General features: G+C 68.0%; 16 protein-coding genes. 6 read left to right on the top strand and 10 right to left on the bottom strand.

Annotation, left to right across the window (positions count from 1 at the left end; all coding sequences use genetic code 11):
* Positions 1 to 33 precede the first annotated feature (33 nt).
* Positions 34 to 495 (bottom strand): isoprenylcysteine carboxylmethyltransferase family protein, encoded by a 462-nt coding sequence (locus E3T22_RS02160; RefSeq protein WP_103461034.1) that lies wholly within the window; start codon positions 493 to 495, stop codon positions 34 to 36.
* A 146-nt stretch (positions 496 to 641) separates the two neighbouring features.
* Entirely contained in the window at positions 642 to 1,562 is a 921-nt protein-coding gene (locus E3T22_RS19180) for a lytic transglycosylase domain-containing protein (RefSeq protein ID WP_174776256.1), read from the bottom strand.
* Positions 1,563 to 2,294: 732 nt separating this feature from the next.
* Here E3T22_RS19180 and E3T22_RS02170 point away from each other — a divergent pair.
* Entirely contained in the window at positions 2,295 to 3,467 is a 1,173-nt protein-coding gene (locus E3T22_RS02170; protein WP_088455868.1) for a globin domain-containing protein, read from the top strand.
* Here E3T22_RS02170 and E3T22_RS02175 read toward each other — a convergent pair.
* The 6 genes from E3T22_RS02175 to E3T22_RS02195 form a co-directional block, all read right to left on the bottom strand.
* On the bottom strand, positions 3,464 to 5,137 hold the full coding sequence (locus E3T22_RS02175) for an alkaline phosphatase D family protein (protein WP_134480689.1): 1,674 nt from the start codon (positions 5,135 to 5,137) through the stop codon (positions 3,464 to 3,466). The two genes, E3T22_RS02170 and E3T22_RS02175, sit on opposite strands and share 4 nt — an antisense overlap.
* Positions 5,134 to 5,712, bottom strand: coding sequence for an SRPBCC domain-containing protein (locus E3T22_RS02180; protein ID WP_134480688.1), 579 nt, complete (start codon positions 5,710 to 5,712; stop codon positions 5,134 to 5,136). The genes E3T22_RS02175 and E3T22_RS02180 overlap by 4 nt, the downstream gene beginning before the upstream one ends.
* A 19-nt stretch (positions 5,713 to 5,731) precedes the next feature.
* Complete coding sequence (locus E3T22_RS02185) at positions 5,732 to 6,373, bottom strand: PadR family transcriptional regulator (protein ID WP_134408590.1); 642 nt, start codon at positions 6,371 to 6,373, stop codon at positions 5,732 to 5,734.
* Positions 6,374 to 6,491: 118 nt separating this feature from the next.
* Positions 6,492 to 6,650, bottom strand: a complete 159-nt coding sequence (locus E3T22_RS18955) for a hypothetical protein (RefSeq protein WP_165787908.1) — start codon at positions 6,648 to 6,650, stop codon at positions 6,492 to 6,494.
* Between the two features lies 1 nt (position 6,651).
* On the bottom strand, positions 6,652 to 7,110 hold the full coding sequence (locus E3T22_RS02190; protein WP_134480687.1) for a DUF6325 family protein: 459 nt from the start codon (positions 7,108 to 7,110) through the stop codon (positions 6,652 to 6,654).
* Positions 7,111 to 7,242: 132 nt separating this feature from the next.
* Positions 7,243 to 8,931, bottom strand: coding sequence for a long-chain-fatty-acid--CoA ligase (locus tag E3T22_RS02195; protein WP_134480686.1), 1,689 nt, complete (start codon positions 8,929 to 8,931; stop codon positions 7,243 to 7,245).
* Between the two features lie 189 nt (positions 8,932 to 9,120).
* On the opposite strand from E3T22_RS02195, the gene E3T22_RS02200 reads away from it, so the two are divergent.
* The 4 genes from E3T22_RS02200 (at position 9,121) to E3T22_RS02215 (ending at position 14,051) form a co-directional block, all read left to right on the top strand.
* Positions 9,121 to 9,945, top strand: coding sequence for an alpha/beta fold hydrolase (locus E3T22_RS02200; protein ID WP_134480685.1), 825 nt, complete (start codon positions 9,121 to 9,123; stop codon positions 9,943 to 9,945).
* 63 nt (positions 9,946 to 10,008) lie between these two features.
* Positions 10,009 to 11,847 carry a DEAD/DEAH box helicase gene (locus E3T22_RS02205; protein ID WP_134480684.1) on the top strand — a complete coding sequence of 613 codons (1,839 nt, stop codon included), beginning with the start codon at positions 10,009 to 10,011 and terminating at the stop codon, positions 11,845 to 11,847.
* Between the two features lie 116 nt (positions 11,848 to 11,963).
* Entirely contained in the window at positions 11,964 to 12,953 is a 990-nt protein-coding gene (locus E3T22_RS02210) for a serine hydrolase (protein WP_088455860.1), read from the top strand.
* Between the two features lie 75 nt (positions 12,954 to 13,028).
* On the top strand, positions 13,029 to 14,051 hold the full coding sequence (locus E3T22_RS02215) for a TerC family protein (protein ID WP_088455859.1): 1,023 nt from the start codon (positions 13,029 to 13,031) through the stop codon (positions 14,049 to 14,051).
* A 385-nt stretch (positions 14,052 to 14,436) separates the two neighbouring features.
* On the opposite strand, the gene E3T22_RS02220 is transcribed toward E3T22_RS02215, so the two are convergent.
* A complete protein-coding gene (locus tag E3T22_RS02220) occupies positions 14,437 to 15,123 on the bottom strand; it encodes a CoA pyrophosphatase (RefSeq protein ID WP_088455858.1) in 687 nt (228 codons plus the stop codon).
* Between the two features lie 42 nt (positions 15,124 to 15,165).
* Entirely contained in the window at positions 15,166 to 15,261 is a 96-nt protein-coding gene (locus tag E3T22_RS02225; RefSeq protein ID WP_134408588.1) for a response regulator transcription factor, read from the bottom strand.
* 237 nt (positions 15,262 to 15,498) lie between these two features.
* Here E3T22_RS02225 and E3T22_RS02230 point away from each other — a divergent pair, with 237 nt between their 5' ends.
* Complete coding sequence (locus E3T22_RS02230) at positions 15,499 to 17,838, top strand: arylsulfatase (RefSeq protein ID WP_088457945.1); 2,340 nt, start codon at positions 15,499 to 15,501, stop codon at positions 17,836 to 17,838.
* Positions 17,839 to 17,979 lie beyond the last annotated feature (141 nt).

Raw genomic sequence — 17,979 nt, forward strand, 5'->3', positions numbered from 1 at the left:
TAACGGATTTCGGGGCCGAATCGATACCCGCATTCACCGAATCCGACCGACACCCGGCAGGAACCGACCGACTCTGGCCGCGTAGTCCGAGTAGGCGGGATGCTCTTCGAAGAGCATTTGCTCCTCCCATCGGGTCTTTCCGGCCAGGAGCCCGATCAGCGCCACCCACACCACGACGTGCATGAGGGAAGAGCCGATCACGACGAGTCCCAACCCTCCCGACATCAGCCCTGTGTAGATGGGATTGCGCACCACCGCGTAGACCCCGTTGGTGGCCAGCGGGGCGTCGTCGCGCGGTATCGGGCTGGCCGTCATGGCGGGGCCGAGCGTTGTGGATCCCTGCACCGCGAGAGCCACCCCCACCGCGATAAGCGCGATCGCTGTGGCGACGACAAACCCGTTCACCGGCCACACTGTGCCATGCGGCAGGACGAGAAGGCCTACCAGCAGCACGATCTGCACAAAGACGAGGCCGGAGGCGAGCGCACGTTTCATGCACCGAGAGTACGCCCGCCGACCCGTGCTGGGCAGGGCACCCGACGCATCCCGCCCGCACGAAAACGGCCCGCGGATCAGATTCCGGGAGCAGTGCCCCCCAACCTGGCCCGCGGGCCGTTCAGGTGATGACTGTGCTCGGTCGGTTAGTACCAGCCCACAGACTCGGACTTGGACCAGGCCGCGCACGGCGTGCCGTAGGTACCTGAGATGTAGCCCAGGCCCCAGGAGATCTGGGTGGAGGCGTTCGTCGCCCAGTCCGATCCGGCCGTGGCCATTTTGCTGCCGGGCAGCGCCTGCGGAATGCCGGTGGCACCGCTCGAGGCGTTGTACGCGTTCACGTTCCAGCCGGACTCCTTGTCCCACAGGCTGACGAGGCAGCCGAACTGGTCGGCGCCCCAGCCGTACTTGGCGCTCATCATGTCGCGGGCGACGGCCTGAGCGCCGCTCGGGTTGGTCGGCGCCGACGGAGCGGGAGCAGTGTTGGCCTTCGGGGCGGCCTTGGCGGCCTGGGCAGCCTTTGCGGCGGCAGCGGCCTCGGCGTCGGCGGCCTCCTGGGCGGCAGCGGCGGCAGCGGCCTCCGCGGCAGCGGCAGCAGCGGCCTCAGCGGCAGCCTGCTCGGCGGCGATACGGTCGAACTCCGCTGTTGCGGCCTGCAGGGGCGGCAGCTCTGCGTTGGTTTGCTCGACGAGCTCGTAGATGCGCTCTGGCGCGAGGTACTTGAAGTTGGTGAGCATCGCCACCGGAGTCGCCACCTGGGTGGCATCGGCCTTGTTCTCGGCAGCGGTGATCACGGTGCTCGCGCCGGTGATGGTGTCGGTGGCGGCCTTCTCGGCCCGGGCCTGCTTGATCTCGCTGTAGGCCTCGAGCTGCTCCACGTGCGCGGCCGAGACGGCCGCGGTTTTGACTGCACGATCGTTCTGGGCGGCCATCGCCGGCTCCAGCACAAATCCCGTACCGACCATCGCACCGATGGAGAGCACCGCGAGCGCGGCGGCGGAGCGACGGGTGACGCGCGTGCGATGGGTCTTCGACGCGCGGGTCTCGAGGGGCGTTGCGGGGATCACGGCTGTTGCGGATGTAGCGGGTGTCTCGGGTGTTGCTGGAGTGCTGGAAGTCACAGTTATGTATGTCTCTCACTGAGCGAATCGCATGTACGAGGGCGCAAAGCGGTTCTTATTCGACGTTCCACAGGCGGGGGCCCGCCCGGGCGAAGTCACTACACTGCAATATGTTTCTGCATGGATCCTCACCTTTTGCCGGGAAGTTCCCCCCAATCCGGGTACCCCTATTGTGTCCTGGGCGGTGCACTGGATCACTTCTCGATACCTGATGAGGACCCGATTCGAGCCTCAGAAAGCCGGTCAATCCGGTCGAAGGAGGAGCCCACCGCGACCCAGAAACCCGTTAAAGATTTTCCGCAACCCCCTTGAAATGTCAGCCGCCAGGTGGATAAAAACCACGATTCGTGGGAGAAAACAGGCCGCAGGACGAACAGATGCACCACTCGCCCGGCGCTGAGCCTGTGCAGGACTCGTTCGATCGGAGGTAGGACCGACGGCGCGAGGACCCTGAATAGTCGGGTGCGGGTGAGCGGCGCGGCGAGCGAGCGAACCAGGTGCACGACGGTAGACGTGCGGCCAGTCTGGCCCCGTCGCCCCGGAGCCGCCGGCGACCCGCGTCCGGTATCGGTCATCGGCGTCACTAGAGGCTTTGGACTCCCCCGAACGGGGGTAGCGATTGTTAGCGTGAGACTCCCCGTCCACCCCGTACTACGTCCCCACCCACCAGGAGTCTGCATGCTGTCCCCCCAGTCCCACCCCCTCATCGAAGCGACGCTCCCCCTGGTCGGCGAACGGCTGCCCGCCATCGCCACCGGGTTCTATGCCCGCATGTTCACCGCGCATCCCGAACTTTTCGACGGCTTGTTCAGCCGCTCGAATCAGAAAAGCGGTGTGCAGCAGCAGGCCCTCGCGGGCAGCATCGCCGCGTTCGCCGCGCATCTCGTGAAGGACCCCACCAGTGCGCCGGAGATCATGCTCTCCCGCATCGCGCACAAGCACGTCTCCCTCGGCATCCTGCCCGAGCAGTATGACGTGGTCTACACCTACCTCTTCGAGTCCATCGCGGCCGAGCTCAGCGACGTCATCACGGCCGAGATCGCGGATGCCTGGACCGAGGTCTACTGGCTGATGGCGCACGCCCTGATCAAGCAGGAGACCGGCCTGTACGCCGCCGCGGCCAGTGACAAGCCGCTGGCGCCGTGGACGGTCACACATCGGGAGCCCGCCGGCAGCGACGCTGTGACGTTCACGCTCGTGCCGTCCGATGACACCCCGGCGTCCGTCTCCCGGCCCGGCCAGTACGTGGGGGTCACGGTGCGGATGCCCGATGGGATCCGCCAGGTGCGCCAGTACTCGCTCTCGGCCGGCACCGGCACCACGACCCGGGTGTTCACGGTGAAGCTGGACAACGACGGGGAGGTCTCCCCCGTCCTGCACCGTGACGTGCAGGTCGGCGACCAGCTGACCCTCTCCAACCCGTGCGGCGACATCACCCTGAGCACGGGCAACGGCCCCCTGGTGCTGGCGTCGGCCGGCATCGGCTGCACCCCGCTGGCGTCGATCCTGCGCTCGCTGGTGGAGACCGGGTCGGACCGGAAGGTGCTGGTGCTGCACGCCGAGAGCACCATCGAACGCTGGGCTCTGCGCGACCAGATGCGCGCCGACGTCGCCATCCTGGAAACGGCCGAGCTCGAGCTCTGGCTCGAAGCGCCGAGCGCCCTGGACACCGCTCACGACGGCTTCATGTCGCTGGATTCGGTGACCATCCCGGATGACGCCTCGGTCTACCTGTGCGGCCCGCTGCCGTTCATGCGGGCGATGCGCGCCCAGGCACTGGCGTCCGGGGTCCCGGCCGCCCGCATCCACTACGAGGTCTTCGGCCCCGACCTCTGGCTCGCGAGCGCCTAGCCACCGTTGTTCCGGCGCGGCGCCATGGTGAGGGCAGCAATCTCCTTCACCCGGGGCCGCGCCCGGCCGTCTCCCCGAACGACGCCCGTGATCCAGCGGAACCGCAGCCCCGCCGGCGTCGCCGAGACGCTGGCGAGGCAGTTCTCGAACCACGGTCCCCGGATCCCCCGCCACCGAAGCGGCGACACGGGCACCCCGGCCGACCGGGCAAGCATCTCGCTGGGCCGGTTCGCGATGGCGTAGGACAGCACGGCCGAGAACGACCGGAGTGGCAGGGCCAACGGGTTGCGGATCGGCGAACAGACGGCCTGGATGATGCGGCTGCCCGAGCTGCGCTCCACCTCGGCGACATAGGAGTAGTGCACGTCGCCGGAGAGGAACGTGATGGTGTCGGGGGCCGGGCCACGTTTGCCGTCGGCCAGGTCGGTGGCCATCTGCGCCACCCGGCGAAAGCTCGACTGGAAGGCCGCCCAGTGTTCGAGGTCGAGGGCCTGGCGGAGCTTCTCGCTGACGGCGGCCATCGGAGCACCCCAGGCGCCCTCGGCGGTCGCCTCGTTCCAGGCCTCCAGATGGTGCAGCCCCGTCGGCAGCAGGAAGGGCAACGACGTGCCCACCAGCAGGTGGCGGAACCCTCCGCGCATCCGCTCGTCTAGCCAGCCGGATTCGTCGTCGTCGATCAGGGCCCGGTCTGCGGGGTCGAGCCGCCGCGCAATGCGGGAATCGATCACGATCAGCCGGCTGTCGCCGTAGTCCCGGCAGTAGCTCCAGCGATAGCTGGCCGGCTCGGCGGCGGCGCGCTCGACGAAAGCGTCGAGCCTCTCGCTGAGGTCGAGCTCGGCGTCGCCGTCGTGGCTGGCGAGGAACCGCCAGATCTCGTCGACCTCCCGGTCGGCGGGCGACAGGTTGCCCAGGTGCTGGTACACCCAATACGAGGCCAGCCCGGAAACCAGCCTCCCGTGCCACCAGGAGGTCTGTTCCATCTCGCGCTTCCAACTGAGCGACGCGTTCCAGTCGTCGCGGATATCGTGGTCGTCGAAGATCATCGCTGTGGGCACCGTCGACAGCAGCCACCGGTTCGCCGGGTCGGACCAGGCCAGGCCGTAGAGGTGCGCGTACTCCTCGAAGTCGGCCAGCTCCTCGCCAGGCGGCTCGGTGAGGTCTCGCCGGGCGCGGATGAACTCCTGCATCTGCTCGCTAGTGGTGTCGGCATAGACCTGGTCGCCCAGAAAGAGCACGAGGTCGGGCCAGGAGAATTGGCCGGGCAGCGCGGCCATCTGCAGCGCGTAGCTGCGAAGGGCATCCACACCGTGGCTGCGGTTGCCTTTCTCGTCGTGCGGCACGCTGGTGCGGCAGGATCCGAATGCCAGCTTCAGGGGCGCGCCTGGCGTGAGCGTGCTGATGACGGATGCAGGAAAACGTGATGGCAACGGCGGCCAGACCTGCACGCCGTCGATGTCGACCGCGTATGGAGAGCTTGTGCCCGGTGCCAGGTCGTCGACCTGCACCAGAGCGTAGTGATGCCCGTGCACGGCGAAGGTTCGCGCCGACCACATCCTGGCATCGGCCCGCACCGTGACCTGCCCGGCCCGCGCGGTCTCGACCCACACACTGGCGGAGTCGGTATCGACGTAGCGCAGCATCGGACCGAGGATCAGCGCCGAGGTCGTCATGGCATTGGCGTAAATCGCCGAGTGTAGCTCTCGGCCAGAGCGGTGAAGAAGGCCGATCGCGCCGGGTAGTAGTCCGCGAACGCGGGCGCGGTGCGGGGCCCTGCAGCCGCCTGCACAGCCGTACCCCGCACAGCCGCAGCGAAGAGGTCCAGGTAGTACTCCCAGCCCGGCCCGATCTCCCCCAAGCTGTCCACCCCACTGAGATGGTGGATCAGGCTCAGGCGGGTCGACCCGGCCGTCTCGGCGAGCACCAGTTCCAGCCGCCAGTCACCCTGGTCCTCGAGCATCGACAGGGCCAGGCGGGTGGGCCGCTCGCACGCATCGACGCGCATCGGTAACCACGGTTCGCCGTCTTCGAAGCGCATCTGCACGCGGATGGTGTGGCCTGCGGCACCCTTCCCCTCCCAGGGGCCGTACCACTCCGTCGTTCGGGCGGGGTCGGTCAGGGTCGCCCAGACGCCATCGATGTCGACCGCGAAGCTGCGGCTCAAGACGAGATCAGGGCCGCTGTCCCCGCGCACCAAACGCGGATCGTCCGGGCCCGCCTGCGCCCTGTCCAGGTCGTCGGTTGTCATGTCGTCAGGCCTTCCTCATTCAGTCGGCGAGGATCAGGTATAGCGCGCGGCGCACCTCATCGAGCTTCTCGGTGGCGGCGGCACGCTGGGTGTCGGTCGCCGAGGAGCGGAACTGGTGCACAACACCGAAGAGCTTGCCGACGCTCTCGTGGAAGGCGGCGTCGGAATCCGACTGCCCGGGGGTGGCCTCCCACGCCTTCTTGAGGTCGTCGGCGTGTTCGGCCAGGTAGGCCCGGCCGGCTTCAGTGAGCTCATAGTCCGTGCGGCGCTCGGTGCCGGTCGGTGAGATGAGCTCCTCGTCGACGAGCTGCTGCAGGGTCGGGTAGATGGAGCCGGGGCTGGGGCGCCAGGCGCCGCCGGTCTTCTCCTCGATGGCCCTGATGAGCCCGTAGCCGTTGGAGGGACCGTCGGCCAGCAGCGAGAGGATCGCGGAGCGGACGTCGCCCTTGTTGGCGCGACGTGAGCCACGGGGACCGCCGGGGCCGAAGCCGGGGCCGAAGCCGCCGAAGCCGGGCCCGCCGGGCCCGAATCCCCGGCCGAAACCACGACCGTGGCCCTGGGGCGAGTCGTGGTGGGCGCGGCTCATCCCCGGGCCGCAATCAGGGGCACCGAACTCGGGGCTGCCGGACTCCGGCTGGTGGGTGTGGTGAAAGCGCTTCATGATCGTTTTCGTCCTTTCGCGAGGTCGTGCTTCGCGGGTGTAGCGAGCACGCGTCGCGGAACTTCCACGACACTCAACGATATATCGCTGAGTGTCGTGGAGTCAAGGACTCAGCGGATCAACGGTCGCGCCTGTCGTCGCGCCGGTCATCCCGACGGTCGCCGCGGCGGCGTACTCCGTGGGCGACGACGGCCGCCGTTCCCACTGTGGCTGCGGTGCGGGCCACGGGTGCCCCGATCACCCCTGGGCGACCGACCCGTCTGCGTGCGAGTGGCATGTCAGGCTCCTTCCGTGTCATCGGCTTCAATGGCGGCGAGCAGAGCCTGCACCGGAATGCGCCCGCTGGCCACCAGCTGACCGCCGGCGTGACGCACCGACGCGCCGAACGGGGCGGCCCAGAGGTTCTCCCAAACCAGGAGCGCCGCGGTGCTGCCTGGCTCGATGGCCTCGGCCGCGGAGATCACGTCCTCCTCGCTGAGGAGGGTGGCCAGTTCTGTTTCGAAGGCGCGGAGTTCACCGAGTTGGCCGTCCTCGAGATCCGAGAGTTCAGCGATTTCCAGTGCGCCGTCCGCGTCCTTCGTCAGGATCAGCAGGTCCAGGATCTTCACCAGGCCCCGGTCCACGAGCGACGTGATCTCCGGCGCAATCGACCCGTTGAAGGTGCTGCCCGGAAACTCCACGACGATCCAGTCCACCGGCCCGAGTTCATCGATGGTGTCAGTGATAACCCACTCCATTTCGCTTGGATGATGCGAACGATGAGCACAGCCGGGCAAGGAACCGGTGTGCGCCGTCGTCTCCGGCTGCCGGAGGTGTCAGTGTCCAGCCCTCCGGCAGCGCTCGCGTCACCCGCGATGGGTGAAGGTGGGTCAGAGGGTGGGCAGCACCTGCTCGCGCACCTTGCGGCGCAGCACCTTGCCGAGCATCGTGCGCGGGGTGTCGGTGATCTGCACGATCCGGCGGGGAATCTTGTATGCGGCCAGGTGCTCCCGGCAGTGGTCCTGCAGGGCCTCTTCGTCCAGCGTCGCGCCGGGTTCGAGCTCGACCGCGGCGACGACCATTTCACCGCCACGTTCCAGCGGCTTGCCGAACACGGCGGCATCCGTCACCGACGCGTGCAAGCGCAGTACAGTCTCCACCTCGGTGGGCGCCACGTTGAAGCCGCCGGTGATGATCAGGTCCTTGGCCCGGTCGACGATGGTGGAGAACCCGTCTTCGTCCACGGTCACGATGTCCCCGGTCCGCAGCCAGCCGTCCGGCGTCAGGGTCTTGGCGGTCTCCTCAGGGTTGTTCCAGTAGCCCTTGAACACCTGCGGACCCTTGAGCAGCAACTCTCCGGGCTGGCCCTGCTCCACCTCAACGGTCGGGTCATCGGGGTCGGTGACCTTCATCAGGGTCGAGGAGAACGGGATGCCGACGGTACCGGGGCGGCGGGTCGGGTGGAACGGGTTGCCCATCGCCACCGGCGATGCCTCGGTCATGCCGAAGCCCTCCACCAGCAGTCCGCCCGACACCGATTCCCACAGCTCCACGACATGGTCGGGCAGGTTCATCGCTCCCGAGATGCAGAAGCGGCAGGAGCGCAGCGAGATGCCACGTTCCTTCGCGGCGAGCGCGGTGCGCTCGTAGATCGGCGGCACCGCACAGTACACAGTTGCGGGGGTCTTCTTCATGGTGTCGAGCACGGTCTTCGGATCGAACTTGGGGAACAACACGATCAGGGCCTGCTTGTGGATGCCGTAGGTCAGATACAACGTGAGGCCGAACGAATGGAACATCGGCAGGATCGCGTAGAAGACCTCCTTGCGGTACTCGGCGCCGTGCATCCAGGCCTCGCCCTGCAACGCGTTGCAGTGCAGGTTGTAGTGGGTCAGCATCGCACCCTTGGGGCGACCGGTGGTGCCGGAGGTGTACTGGATGGCCGCCAGGTCGTGCAGCGCCGGACGGGGGTGGGTCGGGTCGATGCGGCCGTGGCTGAACAGGCCCTTCCACGGGGTCGTACCGGCCGCCGAGCCCGTGAGAGCCGCCCGGGACTCGCGCAGACTCTTCACCGGGAGGTAGAGGGCCAACCGTTTCACGGTGGGGAAAGCCTGCAGCAGGTTGACCGAGACGATGTGGTCGATCTCGATGTCGGCCGGGAACGCGCGCACTGTCGGGGCGACCTTGTCCCAGGCGATCACGATGCGGGCCTGGTGGTCTTCGAATTGGTGCCGCAGCTCCGGTGACGTATAGAGCGGGTTGTGTTCCACGACCACGCCGCCCAGGCGCAGGACGGCGTAGAACGCCACGACGTGCTGCGGGCAGTTCGGCAGGATCAGCGCGACCCTGTCGCCGGCCCGCACCCCGAGCAGGCGCAGCCCCTCGGCAGCCTTGTCGATCTGGGCGCCGAGTTCCGCGTAGCTGGTGCGGCGTCCGAAGAACTCGAGCGCCGGATGGTCGCCGGCCTCGGCGACCGCGTGCTCGAGCATCTCCACGAGCGAGGTGGTGGGGTAATCGATCTCGGCGGGCACGCCCGGCTGATAGTGCTTAACCCAGGGCTGTTGCTCAGTAGTGGCCATGCAGACATCCTCCCGCGATCCGCTCCAGAGGCGTGGGCACAACACGGCCCAAGGCTGAGCACGTCCGTGCAGACCCGACAGATATTCCGGCGCCAGCGGTTGACCGCCGCCCTCACCCGGTGGCACGGTGTGAGCGAGCAGCGGCGCGGTCAGTGACAGCGGACCCGTCGAGACATCGAAGGAGACACCATGCCCACAGTCAGGTCGCGCGATGGCACCACGATCGCCTTCGACAGTCTCGGTACCGGGCCCGCCCTCATCCTGGTGGACGGCGCCACCTGCTACCGCGACGCCGGGCCGATGCGCCCTCTGGCCGCCCTGATGGCCGACAGCTTCACCGTGTACGTCTACGACCGACGCGGCCGCGGCGCCAGCGGCGACACCTTGCCGTTCTCGGTCGACCGGGAGATCGATGACATCGCCGCATTGATCCGGTCGGCCGGCGGTCACGCGGCCCTCTTCGGCATGTCCAGTGGCGGCGCCCTGGCACTCGCGGCCGCCGCCCAGCTCGGTGCGGCGGTCAGCGAGCTGGCCGCCTACGAGGTGCCGGTGAGCATCGACCTGGACTCCGTCGTCACCACCTACTCCCGGAAGCTCGCCGCCGCGCTGGCCGCCGGGCGCCGCGGCGACGCCATGGCCCTCTTCCTGGCCCGGGTGGGCATGCCCGCCGAGCAGATCGAGGGGATGCGGCAGACGCCGATGTGGGCCGGGTTCGAGGCGATCGCCCCGACGCTCGCCTACGACGATGCTGTTCTCGGCGACGGCCTACTCCCCTACGACCGGATCGAAGCCGTCCAGGTCCCCGCGGTGGTGCTCAGCGGCGAATTCGCACCGGAGTTCATCCGCGAATCGGCCAGGGCCCTGGCCACCGCCCTGCCGAACGGCAGGCACGTGGAACTCCCCGGCCAATCCCACGACGTGGACATCGCCGTTCTCGCCGCCGCACTGCACGAGAGCCTGGACTCTCAAGCCAGGCGGACCGTCAATGAGCCCGAAATGCCGTCGACGACATGATCACACGGCACGGATTTCTCGCTCCCGAACGGGGTGAGCACTTCGACCGGCTACCGTAGTACTATGACGCCTCCTGATTCAACTGCACCGACCGAGGCAGCCACTGCCCGCCCGACCATCACGTTCTCCGAGCTTGGGCTCAGTGACTCCGTACTCAAAGCCCTCAAAGACGTAGGCTACGAGACTCCGTCGGCCATCCAGGCTGCCACCATTCCGCCGCTCCTCGACGGCCGCGACGTCGTCGGACTCGCCCAGACCGGCACCGGCAAGACGGCCGCCTTCGCGTTGCCGATCCTCTCCCGCCTCGACATGTCCCAGAAGAGCCCGCAGGCCCTGGTGCTCGCCCCCACCCGCGAACTCGCCCTGCAGGTCTGTGAGGCCTTCGAGAAGTACGCCGCCCACATGAAGGGCGTGCACGTGCTGCCCGTCTACGGCGGACAGGGTTACGGCATCCAGCTGTCGGCGCTGCGCCGGGGCGTTCATGTTGTCGTCGGTACTCCCGGCCGCATCATGGACCACCTCGAAAAGGGCACCCTCGACCTCACCCAGCTCAAGTACCTGGTGCTCGACGAGGCCGACGAGATGCTCAAGATGGGCTTCGCCGAAGACGTCGAGACGATCCTCGCCGACACCCCGGACGACAAGCAGGTGGCCCTGTTCTCCGCCACCATGCCCGCGCAGATCCGTCGCATCTCCAAGCAGTACCTCAATGACCCCGAAGAGATCACGGTCAAGAACAAGACCACGACCTCGGTCAACACCACCCAGCGTTACCTGCTGGTCTCCTACCCGCAGAAGGTGGACGCGCTCACCCGCATCCTCGAGGTGGAGAACTTCGAGGGCATGATCGTCTTCACCCGCACCAAGAACGAGACCGAGACGCTCGCCGAGAAGCTGCGTGCACGTGGCTACTCCGCCACCGCCATCAACGGCGACGTGCCCCAGGTGCAGCGTGAGCGCACCGTGGAGCAGCTCAAGAGCGGCAAGCTGGACATCCTCGTCGCCACGGATGTCGCCGCCCGCGGCCTCGACGTGGAGCGCATCAGCCACGTCATCAACTACGACATCCCGATTGACACCGAGTCGTACGTGCACCGCATCGGCCGCACCGGCCGCGCCGGCCGCAGCGGCGCCGCGATCAGCTTCGTCACCCCTCGTGAGCGTCACCTGCTCAACGCCATCGAGCGGGCCACCCGCCAGCCGCTCACCCAGATGCAGCTGCCCAGCGTCGAAGACGTCAACGTCACCCGGCTCGCCCGGTTCGACGACGCGATCACCGCTGCGCTGGAGGAGACCGCTCGCATCGCCGTGTTCCGCGACATCGTGGGCCACTACGTGGAGCACCACGACGTGCCCGAGGCCGACGTCGCCGCCGCACTCGCCGTGGTCGCCCAAGGAGAGACCCCGCTGCTGCTCAACGCCGACGACGTGCGTGCTGCGGCGCGTTTCGACCGGGAGCGCACCGAGCACCGCGACCGCGACCGGCCCGCACGCAACGACCGTCGGGACGACCGGGGCAGCCGCGATGACCGCGGCAGCCGGGATGACCGCCCGCTGCGCAGCGAACGCCCCGAACGCCGCTCACGCGACAGCAGCCGCGCCATGGCCTCGTACCGCATCGAGGTCGGCAAGCGTCACAAGGTGGAACCACGCCAGATCGTCGGCGCTCTCGCCAACGAGGGTGGCCTGAGCCGGGAAGACTTCGGCGCGATCCAGATCCTGCCCGAGTACTCCCTGGTGGACCTGCCCGCCGACCTGACCAGCGATGTGCTGGGCCGCCTCTCGGCGACCCGCATCAGCGGCAAGCTGATCGAGATCCACGCCGACAACGGCGCCTCGGCCGGCCGCAACGACCGGCCTCAACAGGGCGACCGCTCCGAGCGCCCGCCGCGCCGCTACTAGGTCACACCAGCTCACCCACGGGCGGGGATTATCCCGACACCCCTCATCCGCTCGCCGGATTGACGGTGTGTCGCGAGAATCCCCGCCTTTCGCCGTAGCCGCCCTATCATCAACCCATGACGAGGGCTGCGACGGATGGTGACGCCGGGCTGGCCGCACGGCTGCGGCAACATTTGGGCCCCAGGCATCCGGTGGCCGCCGTCGCCCAGGTCTCCCCCGGCGGAGTGGTGCTGGCGAGCGTAGGCGCGGGGCTCGACGCCGACTTCGAAATCGGCTCCATCTCGAAGGGCCTCACCGGTCTGCTCTACCGTCAGGCCTGTGAGCTCGGCGAGATCGGCGCAGAGACCACTCTGGGTGATCTGCTCCCCCTGCCGCAGGGCCCGGCCGGGCCTCTCCGGCTCGCGGCCGTGAGCAAGCACGAGTCTGGACTACCCCGCCTTCCGCGCTCGGCGCAGCCGCTACGTCGCGCCCTGCGGTTCCTGCGCACCGGGGAGAACCCCTACGGCGAAGATCTCACCGAACTGCTGACACAGGCGCGCACCGTGCGACTCTCCTCCACGCGCCGGCGCTACTCCAATTTCGGCTTCGAACTGCTTGGCCATGCCGTCGCCCGCAGCGCGGGCCTCGACTACGCAACCCTGCTGCGGGAGCGACTGACCGAGCCGCTGGGTCTCACGTCGATGTACGCACCCGCGACACCGGCCGAGCTGCGACCCAGCGCGCTGCAGGGCACAAGCCGGTCGGGCCGCCCGCGGCCGGCCTGGACTGGAGAGGCGGTGGCACCGGCCGGCGGCATCCGTTCGTCGATCACCGATCTCGCCCGGCTCACCCAGGCGTTGCTGGAGGGATCCGCGCCCGGGATCTCGGCTCTCGATCCGGTGGCGCCGATCGCCCGCCGTGGGGTGAACATCGGGGCGGCCTGGATCACCCTGTCGGTCAGGGGCCGATCGATCACCTGGCACGACGGCGCCACCGGCGGCTTCCGTTCCTGGCTCGGCCTGGACCGGGCCGCCGGCACGGGGGTGGTTGTGCTCACCGCCACCTCACGCTCGGTCGACCGCCACGGCTTCGCGCTGCTGACGGAGCTCACCGACGCGCACTCTTAGCGGGTTAGTGAGCAATGCTTTAGTCTGGAAGGTGCACGGGGAGCACCAAGCGAACCCCCTGTCATGGAGCCTTCCTTGAATATCACTCCCCTGACCTGGATCATCACCATCGGCGTGACGATCGCGTTCTTCGCCTACGAGTTCTTCGCGCACGTGCGGAAGCCGCACGAGCCCACGGTGGGCGAGTCCGCCCGCTGGTCGGCCTTCTACATCGGCCTTGCCCTGCTGTTCGGGGTCGGCATCGGCGTGGTGTCCGGATGGCGGTACGGCGGCGAGTACTTCGCGGGCTACCTCACCGAGAAGGCGCTGTCGATCGACAACCTCTTCGTGTTCCTCATCGTGATGGCCGCGTTCTCGGTGCCCAAGGCGTACCAGCAGAAGGTGCTGATGTTCGGCATCATCATCGCCCTGATCATGCGTGGCGGGTTCATCGCCGTGGGCGCGGCCCTGATCGAGAACTTCTCCTGGGTGTTCTATCTCTTCGGTGCGCTGCTGTTCGTGCTGGCATACATGCAGGTGCGGGGCCACGACAGCAATCCGGCCGACAACCTCTTTGTGCGGCTGGCCCGCCGGGTTCTGCCGGTCACCGAGGAGTACGACCGCGACAAGCTCACCACCAAGATCAACGGCAAACGCTATGTCACCCCGATGCTGCTCACCATCATCGCGATCGGCTTCATCGACCTGGTCTTCGCGATCGACTCGATCCCCGCGATCTACGGGCTCACCTCGGAGGCCTACATCGTCTTCACCGCCAACGCCTTCGCGCTGATGGGCCTGCGCCAACTGTTCTTCCTCATCGGCGGACTGCTCGAGCGCCTGGTCTACCTGTCCCAGGGCCTGGCCGTGATCCTCGCCTTCATCGGCCTCAAGCTCGTCTTCCACGCCCTGCACGTCAACGAGGTGCCGTTCATCAACGGCGGCGAGCCGGTGCTGTGGGTGCCCGAGATCCCGATCTGGTTCTCGCTGGTCTTCATCGCCGCCACGGTCACCGTCGCGACCGTCGCGAGCCTGGCCAAGACCCGAGGGGACGCCGCCAAGGCCGATCGTGGCCGGGTCGACGGCGAGCCGATCACCAAGGCCGAGGACTCGCACTAGCCGAGCATGATCGCGTCGAGGTTGTCCACGCTCTCGCCGGTACTGCGTCGGCCTCGACGCACAGCCAGACCCGAAGATCACCAGCGTGAACTCGTTCGGGCCCGGCCCGGACAGGGCGTAGAAAGCAAGCCCCGTCGTCCGCCGGCAGTGGCGGCATGGCAACGTCCGTGCTGACCATCCGTACGGGTGAGAGCTCGTCCGCGGCGAACGCCACGGTGCTTCGCCGCGCGAAGATCGCTGCGGAAGGCGTACCCGGTCTCGCCGTTTCTGCACCCCTTGTGGCCGAGCGCGCCCGCTATAGCGGGCGCGGTGGGCCACACGTGGTGCACCGAGCACCACCTGGCGCCGAGGAGCAGCACCGCGCGCCCGGACACAAGCGCGCCGGTTACCGGCCGGGAAGTACGATCCGATCGTGATCCCACGGGTCGGCCCAGCCGAGCTCGTCGAACATGCGCGAGAGCACGATCGCGGTGAAACCCCAGACGAGCCGGTCACCCACGGTGAACGCCGGCGCCCGGTAGACGGCGTCGCCCACGGTGTGCTCGGTGTTCGCCCGGTTGGCCGGGTCGAGCAGATCCGCCACGGGCACCCTGAAGACATCCACGGTTTCGGCATGGTCCATCGCGGCCACCTGGGAGGGTCGGGTCCACCAGGCCGGCACCGGGGTGACGAGATGGTTGCTCACCGGCACCGGCATTGCGGGCAGCGTGCCGAGGGGTTCGAGGCCGGCTGCGTCCAACCCGGTCTCCTCGACGGCTTCCCGCAGCGCCGCCGCGATCGGGCCCGCATCGGATGCTTCGAGCCGGCCGCCCGGGAAGGCGATCTGACCCGGGTGACTGCCCAGGGTGGAGGCACGGCGCAGCAACAGCACGTCGAGATCCCTCGGAACCCGGTCTGTGCCGGCGGGCGCCTGCGCCGGCACCGCATCCAGCACACCGAACAGCACGAGAACCGCGGCCCGGCGAGCGCTGCCCAGATCGGGAAGGTCGCGGCTTCGGCCGGTCCCCCAGTCCAGCCCACGCTCGCACAGCGCCGCGAGTTCGGCGCGCGGGTCGTTCGAGATAACGAGCATGCTTCCACCATACGCAGCCCGGTCGGCACCGGGGCTTCGGCACTAACCCACCAGGCCGAGGGTGACCGCGCGGCGCACGACACCCATGCGGGAGGTCGCATCGAGCTTCGTGAAGATGTTGGACACATGCCGTTTCACGGTCCCCTCGGCAGCGAGAGCTGCAACCCGACCTCCCGGTTCGAATAGGCCAGGGCCACCATGCGCCGGGACGGCCGCTGGCGATGCGCGGTCAGCCACTACAGCAGCGCCGGATGACCGGGCGCTCGGCCCGACCTCATCACTAAGGGGTGATGTCGCCGCCACCTCCGCCGGGCTACTTTCACCCGAGAGACCCAGGAGGCCCCCGTGACGAATCCCGACCGCCATGCCCGCTCGATGCTGCCAATTCCCGACCGCCCTGCACCCGGACTCACCACCTACGACGCGAAGGACCCCGACACGCAATACCCGCCGATCGAGCCGTTGCGGCCACCGGCGGGCGCACCGAACGTGCTCGTCATCCTGATCGACGATGCCGGTTATGGCGCGTCGAGCGTCTTCGGCGGCCCCTGCGCCACACCCAACGCCGAGAAACTCGCCGCGAACGGGCTCATCTACAACCGCTTCCACACCACGGCGCTGTGCGCACCCACCCGGCAGGCGCTGCTGACCGGACGCAACCACCACTCGGTGGGGATGGGCAGCATCACCGAGACGGCCACCTCGGCGCCGGGCAACAGCTCGTTGCGGCCGAACACCAAGGCGCCGCTGGCGATGACCCTCAAATTGAACGGTTACTCCACCGCCCAGTTCGGCAAGTGCCACGAGGTGCCCGTGTGGCAGTCCTCACCGATGGGCCCGTTCGATGCCTGGCCGTCGGCCGGGGGCGGATTCGAGACCTTCTACGGCTTCATCGGCGGTGAGAACAATCAGTGGGATCCCGCGCTCTACAACGGCACGACCCCGGTGGAACCTCCGGCGACCCCTGAGGAGGGTTACCACCTCACCGAAGACCTGGCCGATCACGCCAGCAACTGGATCCGTTCGCAGAAGGCCCTGATGCCCGACAAACCGTTCTTCGTGTACTTCGCGCCCGGCGCCACCCACGCGCCCCACCACGTGCCCAAGGAATGGGCGGACAAGTACGCCGGGAAATTCGCCGACGGCTGGGATGTGCAGCGCGAACGCACCTTCGCCAAGCAGAAGGAACTCGGAGTGATCCCCGCCGACGCGCTTCTCACCCCACGGCACGCTGAGATTCCCGCCTGGGACGACATGCCCGCCGAGCTCAAGCCCGCGCTTGAGCGGGAAATGGAGGTCTACGCCGGGTTCATGGAACACACCGATCACCACGTCGGCCGGGTGATCGACACCGTCGCCGAGCTCGGCATCCTCGACGACACCATCATCTACTACATCATCGGTGACAACGGAGCATCCGCGGAGGGCACGGTCAACGGGGCGTTCAACGAGATGGCGAACTTCAACGGGATGGCGGCGCTCGAGACGCCGGAATTCATGGCCGCCAAAATCGACGAGTTCGGCAGCCCCAGCTCCTACAACCACTATGCGGTGGGATGGGCGTGGGCGATGGACACCCCCTTCCAGTGGACCAAGCAGGTTGCCTCGCACTGGGGCGGCACCCGCAACGGCACGATCGTGCACTGGCCCACCGGGATCGCCGAGAAGGGCGGGCTGCGCGAGCAGTTCACCCACTGCATCGACATCGCCCCGACAATTCTCGAGGCCGCCGGCCTGCCCGAGCCGACGATGGTCAACGGCGTGCAGCAGTCACCCATGGAAGGTGTCAGCATGCTGTACACCTTCGACGAGCCGGCCGCCGCGGAACGTCACGACCTGCAGTACTTCGAGATGTTCGGCAACCGTGGCCTGTACTACAAGGGCTGGAGCGCGGTCACCAAGCACCGCACCCCCTGGATCATGATCGGCGGCGAGATTCCCGCCTTCGACGACGATGTCTGGGAGCTCTACGACGGCCACACCGATTACAGCCAGGCCCGGAACCTGGCCGCCGAGAATCCGGAGCTACTCGCCAAACTGCAGAGGCTCTGGTTGATCGAGGCCACCAAGTACAACGTGCTGCCGATCGACGACCGCGGCGTTGAACGGGCCACCCCGGAGGTGGCCGGCCGGCCGACCCTGATCAGGGGGAACAGCCAACTCCTGTTCGCCGGCATGGGCCGGTTGTCGGAGAACAGCGTGGTCAGCATCAAGAACAAGTCGTTCTCGGTGACGGCCGAACTGGTCATAGCCGAAGGCGGGGCGGATGGCGTGATCATCGCCCAGGGCGGCAGGTTCGGGGGTTGGAGCCTCTATGCCCAGGCCGGCCGGGCCACGTTCGTGTACAACGTCCTCGGCATCCAGGAGTTCAGGACCGAGGCCGAGCTGCCGATCCCCGCGGGACAGTGCCAGGTGCGGATGGAGTTCGCCTACGACGGCGGTGGGCTCGGCAAGGGCGGCGACGTGACGCTCTACTACGACGGCAAGCCCGTGGGCACCGGCCGGGTGGGCGCCACCCAGGCGATGATCTTCTCGGCCGACGAGACCACCGATGTGGGCTACCAATCCGGCACCCCCGTCACGGCCGACTACACCACAGCGAGCAGCCGGTTCAGCGGTCGGATCAACTGGGTGCAGATCGACCTGGGCGACGACAACAACGACCACTTCATCGACCCGGAGGAGCGGTTCCGTATCATCATGGCCCGGCAGTGAGCGGGCTGCTGCGCCGGGGAACGCCGCCTCGACCTTCCAGCAGGTCGTCACCGCACCTGCTGTGGTCTACCGCGCCCGCTATAGCGGGCGCGGCGCGCCGTGAGGGGTGCAGCGAGCGCCATCCGGGAGCTCACTGATCTG

The sequence above is a fragment of the Cryobacterium sp. TMB3-10 genome (assembly GCF_004402305.1).
Taxonomy (GTDB): domain Bacteria; phylum Actinomycetota; class Actinomycetes; order Actinomycetales; family Microbacteriaceae; genus Cryobacterium; species Cryobacterium zongtaii.